5 protein-coding genes and 1 riboswitch are annotated in these 13,154 nt (G+C 66.2%); of the genes, 3 read left to right on the forward strand and 2 right to left on the reverse strand.

Annotated elements, in window-relative coordinates; genetic code table 11:
• Window positions 1-128 precede the first annotated feature (128 nt).
• Window positions 129-2,807, forward strand: coding sequence for a bifunctional diguanylate cyclase/phosphodiesterase (locus ACQKIE_RS09130; RefSeq protein WP_427458137.1), 2,679 nt, complete (start codon window positions 129-131; stop codon window positions 2,805-2,807).
• A gap of 39 nt (window positions 2,808-2,846) precedes the next feature.
• Window positions 2,847-4,265 carry a DUF2239 family protein gene (locus tag ACQKIE_RS09135; RefSeq protein ID WP_427458140.1) on the forward strand — a complete coding sequence of 473 codons (1,419 nt, stop codon included), beginning with the start codon at window positions 2,847-2,849 and terminating at the stop codon, window positions 4,263-4,265.
• Between the two features lie 9 nt (window positions 4,266-4,274).
• On the opposite strand, the gene ACQKIE_RS09140 is transcribed toward ACQKIE_RS09135, so the two are convergent.
• Window positions 4,275-7,463 carry an efflux RND transporter permease subunit gene (locus ACQKIE_RS09140; RefSeq protein WP_427458142.1) on the reverse strand — a complete coding sequence of 1,063 codons (3,189 nt, stop codon included), beginning with the start codon at window positions 7,461-7,463 and terminating at the stop codon, window positions 4,275-4,277.
• Between the two features lie 144 nt (window positions 7,464-7,607).
• Entirely contained in the window at window positions 7,608-9,488 is a 1,881-nt protein-coding gene (locus ACQKIE_RS09145; protein WP_427458144.1) for a TonB-dependent receptor domain-containing protein, read from the reverse strand.
• A 144-nt stretch (window positions 9,489-9,632) separates the two neighbouring features.
• A riboswitch (cobalamin riboswitch) is annotated at window positions 9,633-9,872 on the reverse strand.
• Between the two features lie 256 nt (window positions 9,873-10,128).
• Here ACQKIE_RS09145 and ACQKIE_RS09150 point away from each other — a divergent pair.
• Window positions 10,129-13,149 (forward strand): TonB-dependent receptor, encoded by a 3,021-nt coding sequence (locus ACQKIE_RS09150; protein ID WP_427458146.1) that lies wholly within the window; start codon window positions 10,129-10,131, stop codon window positions 13,147-13,149.
• Window positions 13,150-13,154 lie beyond the last annotated feature (5 nt).

Genomic DNA, 13,154 nt, shown 5'->3' on the forward strand with positions numbered 1-13,154 from the left:
GGGCGCCGGTTCAAGAGCGCCCGCCCCCTGCCGTTAAAGACGCAGAGAACTCGCCGCCGCCGGCGGGCGCAGGGGCCGCGGGGGGCAAGGGGACAGTGGAAGGCGCGACGGTCAAGGTAGTGACGAGGGTGCGCGCCCGCCACGTGCGATTGGCGACCTGGGCGGTCGCGATCGTGCTCTCGGCCGGCCTGGTCGCACTCGTCGGCATCCTCCAGGTCGACGGCTACCACCGCATGCTCGGCAACACGTGGCGCCAGCTCGCGGGATCGGCATCCGGCGCGGTCCATATGATCGATCAGGACATCGACGCCGCGCTGGGCCCGCTGCTCGCCCTTCGCAATGCCGTCGACAGCGCCGAATCCGGCCCGCTTCACGCACGCCTCGCCGAAGTGCAGGCGCGGCATCCCGAACTGTCGGGGATGGTCGCGCTGGATACCGACGGTGGCGTTATCGCCTCCACCAGCCTTCCGCTGGCCAACTGGCGCGGCAGTCGCGCCACGCCGTCCCGGATGGCGCTCGGAGTGAGCGTCCGCGTCCTGGTCGCCGATGCCGACGGAACGATTCCGCCGGGCATCCGCATCCTGGTCGACTCCCGCGTTCCCCAACCCGCCGCCTTCGGCACGGTGGTCGACGCGGCGCGGGTGCGCGAAGGCATGCGCCATGCGATGCCAGGCTCCGCTGCGTCGATGAGCGCCTTCGCGCTCGATGGGCGACTCCTCGCCGCTTATCCCGATGACACTGCGACGCGTTGGACCTCGCCGCGTCCGGCGGCCGGTGCGTCCGGCGGCTACGACGATGGCAAGCGGCTGTATGCGTGGCTCGCTTCCGCGCGCTATCCGTACATGGTGCTGGTGAGCGTGGACCGCGCCAGCACACTGGGCGAGTGGCTGCGCGAGGCCCGCCCGTCCCTGCTGGCGACGCTTGCGCTCCTGGTCCTGCTCAACGGCTTCGCTGCCTTGTTCGACCGGGCCTACCGCCGGCAAACACGCCTCGTCGAAGCCCTCTCGCGGAGCACGCGCCATCTCGGTGACGTGCAGCGGACCCTCGCTGGCACGATCAGCGAAGTGACCGCCCTGCACGAGACCCGACAGCGGCTCCACGATTCCGACAGGGACCTGGCCGCCAGCGAAGCCGCCTATCGGCAGCTGCTGACGCGCATGCCGCTGCCCCTGGTCATCGTCCGCGACGACCGTATCGAGTACGCCAACCTGCTCGCCGAGGAACGACTCGACGGCGGGGAGGCCACGTTGGTCGGCCGCGCCGCCAGTGACTTCCTCGACGCGTACGCACTGCACGCCATCCGCCGCGGCGCGCCCGAGGGGACCAGCATCGCCGCCTGGATCGAGCCGGGACACGGCATGCCATTCGAGGCGGAACTGGCGCTCTCCGACTATCGCGATTCCCGCGGGCGCGGCACGTTGGTCATCGTCCGCGACATGACCGAGCAGCGTCGCTACGAGGAACGCCTCAACCACCAGGCGACGCACGACGAACTCACCGGCCTTCCCAATCGCCGTGCGTTGCGCGAGACGCTCGAGTCCATGCTGGCGCAGAGCATGCGCGACGGCTCCGGGCTGATGGTGCTGTTCGTCGACCTGGACCACTTCAAGGTCATCAACGACGCCCTCGGCCATACCCTCGGCGACCAGGTGCTGCGCGACGTGACGCTGCGACTCGGCGATGCCCTCGGTGGCACCGGACAGGTGGGCCGCTTCGGTGGCGACGAGTTCGTGGCGGTCCTGCCGTTCACCTGTTCGCCGGCGAAGGCGATCGACGTGCTGCCGCGTATCCAGCGGGCCATCGAGGAGCCCTTGGAGGTCGCGGGCACCTTCCAGCGCCTGAAGTGCAGCATCGGCGTGGCCTTCGCCACCCGCGACGGCGCCGACGCGGACACGCTGATTCGCAATGCCGATACCGCGATGTACGACGCGAAGCGCTCGGGTCGGCATACCTGGAAGTGCTATTCCGCCGAGATGCACGCGACCGCGATGGCGCGCCTCACGGTCCTCACTCGCCTGTCGGGCGCCAATCTGGACAACGAGCTGGCGCTCGCCTGGCAGACGCAGCATGAAGGCGCCGATGGCGCCATCATCGGTGCCGAAGCCCTCCTGCGCTGGCCATCGGCGCCGGGTGATCTCGGCCGCCTGGATCGCCTCATTCCCCTGCTCGAGGAGACCGGCGCGATCGTGCAGATTGGCCAGTGGGTGCTGCACGAGGCCTGCCGGCAGCAGCGTCTCGTGCTCGACACCATCGGCCACGGCTGCCGCCTCTCGGTGAACATCTCCGCGCAGCAACTGGTGCATACCGACCTCGTCGCCGATGTCCGCCACGCACTGGCCGAGACCGGTGCCAGCGCATCCGCGCTGGAGCTGGAACTGACCGAAAGCGCATTCATGCACGAGCCCGAGCGCGCGATCCGCACGCTGCACGAGCTCCGCGCGATGGGTGTCAGCATCGCGCTGGACGACTTCGGCACCGGTTACTCGAACCTCACTTATCTCTCGCGCCTGCCGCTCGACAAGGTCAAGATCGACCGCCATTTCACCGGCACGCTCTTGCAGGACGAGGTCGACGCGTCGATCTGCCGTTCCATCATCTTCCTCGCCCGCAGCCTGAACCTCGGCGTGGTCGCGGAGGGGGTGGAGCTCGATCGCCAGCGCTCCTGGCTGCTGGCCGAGGGATGCAGCGTCATGCAGGGCTACTTCTTTTCGCGGCCCGTGCCGGTGGAGCAGCTGGGTCGTTCACGCGGGGAGTCAATGCGTTCTCCGCAGGACGATTTATCCGGCGATACGACGCTCGTACATTGAGGGTTGGTGGCATCGAGCCACGTTTCCCCGGTGTTCCCCATGTTCCGCGCCCCCGCCATCTTCGTTTCCCACGGTGCCCCCACCTTCGCGCTCGAGCCCGGCCTGTTGGGGTCCCGTCTCACCGACCTCGGCACGCGCCTCGCCAGCGCCAGCGCCATCGTCGTGGTTTCGCCGCACTGGCAGACCTGCGGCATCCGCGTCACGGGTGCGGCATGGCCGCCGACGATCCACGACTTCGGCGGCTTCCCGTCGGCGCTCTACGACCTGACCTACCCGGCACCGGGCTCGGCGAGCCTTGCGGCGGAGGTGGCTTCATTGCTGATCGACGGCGGCCTCGTCGCGACGGTGGACACCGAGCGCGGCTACGACCATGGCGCATGGGTCCCGCTGCGCTACCTGCGCCCGGACGCCGACACGCCCGTGATCCAGGTTTCCATGCCGCATAACCTGGACCCTGCGGGTGCGCTGCGCCTGGGGCAGATACTCGCGCCGCTGCGCGACCGCGGCGTGGCGGTCGTCGGGTCGGGTAGCCTCACGCATAACCTGCACGAGGTACGCCGGGACGGGGACGCCGCGGCGTATGCGAAGGCATTCGCCGCGTGGAGCCGGCAAGCCGTGCTTGCCGGCGACGTGGACGCGCTGCTCGATTATCGGCATGTGGCGCCGAGCGCCATCCGCGCGCACCCGACGGAAGAGCACTACCTGCCCCTGCTCGTGGCCCTGGGCGCCGCCGGTGGCGATGCGCCCATGGCGATCGATGGCGGGTTCACCTATGGCGTGCTGTCGATGGACTCGTATGCGTGGGCGAGTTTTACCCGGAAGGTATTGCCCATCACATTTAACCCGGGTAGTATTGCCGCATCGTTTCCCGGAGCCTTCCCCATGTCCACCTACACGGCATTCCACGGCCACACGCGCGTGGCGTCCGGCACGCTCCCCGCGGTCGCCGAGCGCTGCAAGGTCATGTTCGATGCGGATTCCGCTGCCACCATCCTCGTCTACGAAGACGCCACCGGCCGGCCCGTCGATATCGACTACCGCGGGAACGTTCAGGATGTCCTCGCACGCCTGACGCCTGAGGGCGAGTCGGACGTCTCCGAACCGGCCTCAGTGGCCAAACGCGGACCGGGCCGGCCGAAGCTCGGCGTCGTCGCTCGCGAGGTCACCCTGCTTCCGCGGCACTGGGATTGGCTAGGCAGGCAGCCCGGCGGCGCCTCGGTGGCACTGCGCCGGCTGGTCGAGGCGGCGAGTCGCGACAACGCTTCCGCGGACCGTACCCGCCAGGCGCGCGAAGCGGTCGATCGGATCATGCTCGCACTGGGCGGCGACCTGCCCGGGTACGAGGAGGTCTCGCGCGCGTTCCACCGCAACGAACGCGAACGGTTCGAGGCATTGCTCGACGCATGGCCGACCGACGTACGCGACTACATCCGCACACTGGCGGAAAAAGCCGTGTAGGACGAAAGCTCAGGCTTCGCTTGGCCTCAGCGCCCGGAACCCGCCGTTGTCGCGCTGCTTCCGGATCTTCAACCAGCGCTTGTAGCGGCGTTTCAGCATGCGCCGGTATTTGCGTTCCTTGCGATCGTGGTTCCACAGGTAGATCGCCGGCGTGCTCAGCAGCGTCAGCAGCTGCGACACCAGGAGTCCGCCCACGATGGCGATACCCAGCGGGCGGCGCATTTCGGAGCCGACGCCGAAGCCGATCGCCAGGGGCAGCGCCGCGCCCATCGCGACGAGCGTGGTCATGGTGATCGGACGGAAGCGCACGAGCGCCGCCTGGCGGATCGCCTCCACCGGCGACATGCCGTGTTCGCGCTGCGCCACGAGGGCGAAGTCCACCATCAGGATCGCGTTCTTCTTCACGATGCCGATCAACAGCAACACGGCGATGATCGCCATCAGGGTCAGCTGGGTCTGCGTGACCAGCATCGCGAGGAAGGCGCCGGCACCCGCCGCCGGCAGGGTCGAGATGATCGTCAGCGGGTGCCCAAGGCTCTCGTAGAGAATGCCCAGCACGATATACACGGCGAGGATGGCGCCGATCAGCAGCACCATGCCGTTGGACTGCGCGTCGCGCAGGCGCTGGTTCGCACCGGTGAAATCCATGCGCACGCCCTCGGGCAATCCGATGATGTGCACCGCCTGCTCCACCAGGGCGTTGCCCTTGTCCGCCGTAACCTTCGGCGCGAGGTTGTATGTGAGATCGGCCGATTCGAGCTGGTTCTGGTGCGTCACGGAACTGGGCACCGCGACCGGCGCGATCTTCGCCACGGCGGAAAGCGGGATCATCTTGCCCTGTTCGTTCTTGACGTATGTGTTGAGCAGGGCGTCGGGGCTCAGCGTCTGTGCCGCCGCGGCCGTCAGCACCACCCAGTACTGGTTGATGTCCGAGTAGATGATCGATACCTGGCGCTGGCCGAAGGCATTGAACAGGGCGGAGTCGATCATGCCCATGCCTATGTGCAGGCGCCCCGCGGCCTCGCGATCCACCTTCAACATCTGCTGCTTGCCCACGATGTCGAAGTCGCTGCCGACGTCACGAAACTCCTTCATCGTGCGCATCTGCCGCACCAGTTTCAGCACCCAGGGTTGCAGGTCTTCGCCGCTGGTGCTGATCAGCTGGAACGAGTACTGCCCGCGATTGCTGTTACCGCCACCGCCGCCGAGGAATTGCACCGGGTTCATGAAGACCTGGACGTCGGAGATCTTCTCGTACTCCTTGCCCAGCCGGTCCATGATTTCCTTCATCGACTCGTGGCGCTGGCCCGGTCCGCTGCCCTTCGGCTTGAGGTCGACGAACATCAGGCCCTGGTTGCCCACGGCGCCGCCGTTGTCGCCACCCAGGATGGTGGTGACATCGGCCACCGTGGCGTCGTTCTGCATGATGTCGCCGACGCGCTTCAGGCGACGGGTCATCTCGTCGGGCGAGATGTTCGCGTCGGCGCTGATCTGGGCCTGCAGCATGCCGGTGTCTTCCTCCGGCATGAAGTTGCCACCGGCGGTCTTCACCACCGCCATGGCCAGCAGGACGGTCGCCACCAGCAGGATCAACGGTTGCCAGCGCATGAGGCGACGGTGGCGCATGGCCCAATCCAACGCGCGCTGGTAGACGTGCAGGAAGCCGCGGTCGAAACGCTCCAGCGCCTGTTCCAGGCGCCCGGGCTTGCGGTCCGGCGCGTCGTGTTTGAGGTAATGCGCGCATAGCGCGGGCGTAAGGGTCAGCGACACCACGGCCGAGATCAGCACGGCGCCGGCGAGCGTCACCGAGAACTCACGCAGCAGCTTGGTGATCATGTTGTTGCCGAACAGCAGCGGTGCGAAGACCGCGATCAGCGACAGCGTGATCGAAACCACCGTGAAGCCGATCTCGCGCACGCCCTCCAGCGCCGCCTCCATGGGCTTGGCGCCGTTCTCCATGTGCCGGACGATGTTCTCGATCACCACGATGGCATCGTCGACCACGAAGCCGATGCACAGCACCAGCGCCATCAACGACATCGTGTTCAGCGTATAGCCCAGCGACCACATGATGACGAACGCGCCCGCGAGCGACAGCGGCACGCTCAGCGTGGCGATCATCGTCGGGCCGAGACGGCGCAGGAACACCATCATGACCAGCACGACCATGACGATACTGATCAGTAGCGCGACCTTGACCTCGTGCAGTGCCGACTGGGTCGTCTGGGTCAGGTCGAAGATCGGCGTCACCTGCGCGTCGGCCGGCAGCAGGGCACGGAAACGCGGCAGGGCCGCACGGATCGCCTCCGCCGTGGCGATCGAGTTGGCCTCCGGACGCTTGCTGATCTGCATGGTGACCGAGCGATCGCCCTGGAACCACGCCTTCTGGTACTGGTCCTGCTGACCGCTGTAGACCTTGGCGATGTCCGAAAGCCGTACCGGGATGTTGTTCCGCACGGCGATCAGGATGTTGCCGAATTCCGAGGCGTCGCGCAGGCCATCGTTGGCGATCACCGTGGTCTGTGTCTTGCCGTCGGACAGCAGGCCCTGCGGCGAATTCACATTCGCTGCCTGCAGGGCATTGGACACGTCGTTGGTGGTGATGCCTTTCGACGAGAGCGCGTTCGTGTCCAGCTCGATACGCACGGCGTGCGGCGTGCCGCCGAACACCTGCACGCGCGACACGCCGTCGATCTGCGACACGGCGGGCCGGATCAGCGTGTCGACCACGTCGTACAGCTTGTCCGGCGGCATGGTCTTCGAGGTGAACGCGACCAGCAACACGGGAATCTGGCCCGTGTCGAACTTGAAGTACTGCGGCGGCGATGGCATGCCGGCGGGCAGGTCGGCGGCCGCGGCATTGATGGCGGCCTGCACGTCGCGGGCGGCCGCGTCCGTCGACCGGTCCATATTGAAGCGGATGCGCACGAAGCCGGCGCCTTCGGCGCTGTTCGAGTACATCTGGTCGACGCCCGGGATCTGGCCCAGGTGGCGCTCCAGCGGCGCGATGACGGTCGAAGCCATCGTCTGCGCGCTGGCGCCCGGCATCTGCGTCTGGATGAACACCGCCGGCACCTCGATCGAGGGCAGCGCGGCCACGCCCAGCAGCATGTAGGCAATCGCACCGGCCAGGGTCAATCCCGCCGCGAGCAGCGAGGTACCTTTCGGCCGGCGGATGAATGGAGCAAAAAAGTTCACGGCACTTCCTGTGTGGGCGGAGCCCACACTCCGCGCCCGCGAACTTTATGACGTCCCGCCCGATTCGTCGCGTGTGCCTTTAGTGGGGCCCCTGCCGGAAGGCAGGGGGGCAGCGTATGCGTGAGACTCCCACATTCGTCATGGCTAACGGACCGGTGAATAACGCAGCGTGAGGTAGTAGGTCCGGCCCAGCTGGTTGAAGTACGCCGCCGTCTCGTAGCGCTTGTCCGCCACGTTGGCGACACGGCCCTGGACGCTCCAGTCGGGCGCCACGTGCCAGGTCGCGCGAAGGTCCGCGGTGGTGTAGCCGCCCAGTCGACGAGTATTGGCCGCGTCGTCGTAGCTGTACCCGGCGGCGTTCAGCGAGCCGCCGACGGTGAAGGTGCCCATGTCCTTGTCGATATCCGCGCGGGCGATGCGCCGCGGCCGGCGGGCGAGCAGGTTGTCCTGCTGGACGCCACCGTCACGATTTTCCGGCTGCTGGAACGTGAGGTAGCCGCGGACGTGCCAGCCGTCGACGTCCGCGCCTGCCTGGCCTTCGAGACCGCGGATACGGGCCTTGCTCACGTTGATCGGCAGGAAACTGGCGTCGAAGCCGATCAGGTCGTCGACATCGGTGCGGTAGGCGTTCACGGCCCAGGTCCAGATGCCCGGCCGCGCGGAGAGGCCGATCTCCGCCGTGCGCGACTTCTCGGGTTTGAGGTTTACCGGCGTGCCGTAGGGATAGAACTCGTCGTTGAAGGTCGGCGCATGGAAGGCCGTGCCATAAGACGCCGTGATCTTCATGCCGCTGTCGAAGCGGAAGCCATACGCCGCGGAACCCGTCGTGTGGTTGCCGAACTGGGTGTTGTGGTCGTGGCGGGCGGAAAGTTCGAGCTCATGCGGCCCGAACAGGCCACGGTAAAGCACGAAGACGCCCGTGTTATTGCGCGAATCGGCGAGGTAGGCGGTATCGCTCTCCAGCTTTTCCTGCTGGAAATCGACACCCGCGGTAAGGACCTGGTCCTTCGTCAGCGTGATGTCGTTCTGCCAGGAGGCCTGGTTGCGCTTCGAATAGAGGTAGCCCACGCGCGCGTCGTCGACGCCGTAGTGCACGAAATCCAGCGTCTTGTCGGCACCGTCGAGATAGTTGTCGGCGCGGTCCTGGTTCTGGCCCACGGCCAGCGACACGCGCCACTCGGCGAGTGCGTCAAAGGACAATTTCGCGCCCGCCACCTGCTGCGAGCGCCGGGTGACGTTCTGGAAATCGCCGTCGTAGTGGATGTCGCCCTTGCTTCGCAGCCAGCTGCCGGTCAGTTCCGTGCCGTCGTCCCAGCGGTAGCCGCCAGAGAGGGCGCCGTTGTAGGTCCGATACGCGTCGTGGTCGGGTTCGTCGGTGAAGCAGCCGGCAAAGGCAGCCGCGGCGCCGACGCGGCAGGCATTGATGCCCGAGGTGTACTGGCCGCCCAGGCTGGCGTTGTACCAGCCGTGCGCGGTACCGCCGGAAAGTCCGACCTGTCCCGCCGTATACCCGTGGCTACCCCCGGTGATGGCGATCGTCGGCGTCGGCGCTTCGCCTGCGCTGCCGTGACGGGTGAAGATCTGGATGACGCCGCCGATCGCGTCGGAGCCGTACAGCGCGGAACGCGGGCCACGCACCACCTCCACCCGGTCGATCTGCTCGACGGGCAGCTGCTCGTACGCGGGAAGGCCGGCGCCCACGGTGCCGACCCGGACGCCGTCGACCAGCACGAGCGTGTGCGAGGAATTCGTGCCGCGCATGAACAGCGAGGTCTGTTGCCCGATGCCGCCGGTATTGGACAGGGCCACGCCGGGCAGTCCGGCGAGCAGGTCCTGGACGCTGAGCGGCTGCAGGCGTTCGATGTCCTCGCGCGTGATCACCGTGACAGGTGCCAGCACCTGGTCCAGGGGCATCGCGAAACGACTGGCCGTGACCACCACGGCGTCGAGCCGATCGGGCGCGTCGGCCGCATGGGCCATGGCGGTCGTCGACAGCAACGCCGTCGCGAGCAGGGTCTTCTTCATCACACCGTCTTCCTCTGCCGCCATCGCGGCCAAACGCACGGGGCCGAGGGAGGACGCAGACGAACGGCGAACGGGGAGGGAACCCGGAAGCTGTCCGGATCCGCCCTCCGCGAATCGACCGAAACAGGGACACCCACCCCATGAGGGGCGGGCGGTCATCGGGCCGGTCTCCGGACTCGCGTCAGCCATCGCCGATGGCCGGCTCCGGCGCCTTCCCGCTTGCGCAGTGGCTTACGACCGGACCGCAGGAAAACGCGAAACGCCTTCCCGATGACGCATACCGTTGCGGGGGCAGTGCCGGCCTTGCCACCCAGGTGGCGCACCGGCTTCCCGTTTCAGCCTTCCAACTTGCGCCGGAAGGCCACCCGAACGTGGCGGATAGTACTTCGCAAGTGCTTCGACTGTCACGATTTTTTCACCGAAACCTTAACGGGGTCTTGACGACCGCGAAATATTTCGATTACAAGCGTAACGGATTGCCGTAGGGGCGCGGGTTCTTGCGCCACGGGGGCGTGTCGGCCACCCACCCATCCTGGGGAGGATGCGTGGAGGCGGACACGAAAGGCGGCCATCGAGAACAAAGGTCCGTATTCCAGTCACGGCGACGGACCTTCTTGCTGTTTCTTTGGGGAGACAAAACATGCATCGTTCCACCCGCCGTAACGGCGTCCTTCGCCGCTCAACCCTCTGCACCGCGCTCGCCCTCTGCTTTGCCAGCGGCGCCGTGCTTGCCCAGTCCAACGCTTCGGGTGTCATTTTCGGCCGCGTCTCGCAGCCTGAAGGCGCCTCCGTTCATCTGACCAACGTCGATACCGGTTTCGACCGCAAGGTCGCCGTCGATGCCGATGGTCGTTACCGCGTCAGCTCCCTGCCGGTCGGCGTCTACAAAGTCACTGTCGAGCGAGGCGATCAGGTTGTCGAAAGCCGCGACAATGTCCAGGTAAACATCGGTGGTGGCGTGGACGTCTCATTCGCCGGCGCAGCCAGCGCGACGAATACGGAGGCACAGAACCTCGAGGGTGTTCAGGTCACGGGCAACGTGCTTCCCGCCATCGACGTCTCGTCCGTCGACTCCCGTACTGTCCTGACCGCCCAGCAGCTTCAGAAGATTCCGCTCGCCCGTGACGTCACTGCGGCGGCCTTGCTCGCGCCCGGCGTCGTGGCTGGCGACGCGCGTTACGGCAACGTGGCTTCGTTCGGTGGCGCGTCCGCATCCGAGAACCAGTACTACATCAACGGCTACTCCGTCACGAACGCGCTCACGGGCCTGGGCTTCACCAGCCTGCCTTTCGACGCGATCGACCAGCAGCAGATCTTCACCGGCGGTTACGGCGCGGAATACGGTCGCTCGACCGGCGGCGTGATCAACATCGTCACCAAGCGCGGCGGTAACGACTGGAAGGCCGGTGTCGGCCTCTACGTCACGCCGCAGGGCCTGCGCCAGAAGCCCCGCAGCATCTACCGCGAGGACGGTACGCTGTGGCAGGACCGCGGCCGCAACAAGAGCACCGACACGCAGTACACCGGCTACATCAGCGGCCCGCTGATCAAGGACAAGCTGTTCCTGTTCGCGGCCGGCGACTTCACTCGATCCGATAGCCGTAATACCAGCAGCATCGTGGCGCCGCAGCGCACCTACCAGGAATCGAAGGCCACGAAATGGTTGGCCAAGGTCGACTGGAACATCACCGACAACCACCTCCTGGAAATCACGGGCCTCGGTGACAAGAGCAACATCGAGCGCAGCGTCTACGCGTACGACTACAACCGCAGCGCCCGCGGCGCATACATCGGCACCGACAACCTCAAAAACTTCGATGCACAGGCCGGGTCCGCGCCTGGCGGTGATGTATACATCGGCAAGTACACCGGTTACATCACGGACAACCTGACGGTCAACGCGCTGTACGGCCACACCAAGACCGTCCATGAGCGCAACCTGTCCTATGCCAGCAATCCGAACTGCCCCTGGATCGTCGACAACCGGGCCCAGCCCGATCGCATCACGGGTTGCGGCCTCGTCAATGGCACGGTTCTCGGTGAAGGTGCACAGGACAAGACTCACGGTTGGCGTCTCGACGTTGAATACGTTCTCGGCGCCCACGATCTGCGCGCAGGTGTCGATAACCAGACGCTGGAATCGTACTCGGGCAACGTCTATGAAGGCGGTTACCGCTGGATCTACGGGCCGGCTGGCGATATCCCGAGCCGCGGCATTGTTGCGCCGCCCGGCGTCGACTATTTCGCCCAGAAGCGTCTCTTTGCGACCGGCGCGAACGTGAAGGTGGAGCAGGAAGCCCAGTTCATTGAAGATCGCTGGCAGGTGACCGATCGCTGGATGGCGTCCATCGGCCTGCGCAACGAACAGTTCAAGAACATCAATGGCGATGGCGCTACCTACGTGAAGCAGCGTCACCAGCTGGCACCCCGCCTCGGCGTGACCTGGGACGTCTTCGGCGACTCGACCTTCAAGGTGTACGCCAACGCCGGCCGCTACCACCTCGCGATCCCGTCGAACGTGGCGATTCGCGGTGCTTCCGCCTCCACGTACTACTCCGAGTACTACACGTACACGGGCGTGGGCCCGAATGGCGAACCCACGGGTCTCACACCGATCGGCACCCGCGCCTACCTCAATGGCGAAGACGGTACGCCGCTCAATCCGAAGACGATCGCCTCGCAGGGCATCGACGCCTACTTCCAGGATGAGTACATCCTCGGTTTCGACAAGGCGATCAACGCCGACTGGACCTTCGGCGCCAAGGCGACGGTGCGTAAGCTGAAGAGCTCCATCGATGACTTCTGCGACTCGCGTCCCTTCGAGAAGTACGCTGCGCGCAACGGCATCGACCTGAGCAACGCGTCGATTCCGGGTTGCTACCTGTTCAACCCGGGCCAGTCGAACACGTTCATGGTCGATATCGATGGCCAGGGTTCGCTGGTGCCGTTCAAGCTGACCAAGGACGACTTCACGTCGCCGGAAGGCGTCGCGTTCCCCGACCTGAAGCGCAAGTACTACGCCCTGGAACTCTACCTGGAGCACCAGCTGGCGAACGACTGGTATGCCCGTGTCGATTACACCTTCTCGCGCAGCTACGGCAACTCGGAAGGCCAGCTGAAGTCCGATATCGGTCAGCTCGATCCGTCGGTGACGCAGGATTGGGATGCCCCCGAAATCATGCAGTACTCGAATGGTCCCTTGCCGAACGATCGCACCCACCAGCTGAAGGCTTACGGTTACTGGCAGGCGACGCCAGAGTGGCTGATCGGCGCGAACCTGGCCGTGGCCACGGGTCGTCCGAAGAACTGCCTGGGCCAGGATCCGGTCGACGCGATCCAGTACGGTGCGTCGTACTTCGAGTGCGGACTCCAGCCGGCACCGCGCGGTTCGCAGGGTCGCCTGCCCTACACCTGGAGCCTCGATCTCAATGCCGAGTACCGCCCGATGTGGGCCGGTGCGAAGCAGCCGCTGGCGTTTACCGCTTCGGTGTTCAATTTGGCGGGCAAGCAGCGCCCCGTCGCGCAGATCGACACCGGCGAACTTGACACGATCGATGATGATACCGGCCTGCCGAACGTGAACCCGGACTATCGTCGTCCGGTCGCGTACCAGTCGCCGCGCTACTTCCGCTTCGGCGTGCGTTACGACTTCTCGCTCTAACGGCG

The organism is Luteibacter sp. NPDC031894, assembly GCF_050273135.1.
GTDB lineage: Bacteria > Pseudomonadota > Gammaproteobacteria > Xanthomonadales > Rhodanobacteraceae > Luteibacter.

Coding starts and splice junctions, on each gene's coding strand:
- ACQKIE_RS09135 (WP_427458140.1), top strand. CDS start 2,847: ATGTTCCGCGCCCCCGCCATCTTCGTTTCCCACGGTGCCCCCACCTTC.
- ACQKIE_RS09150 (WP_427458146.1), top strand. CDS start 10,129: ATGCATCGTTCCACCCGCCGTAACGGCGTCCTTCGCCGCTCAACCCTC.
- ACQKIE_RS09145 (WP_427458144.1), bottom strand. CDS start 9,488: ATGAAGAAGACCCTGCTCGCGACGGCGTTGCTGTCGACGACCGCCATG.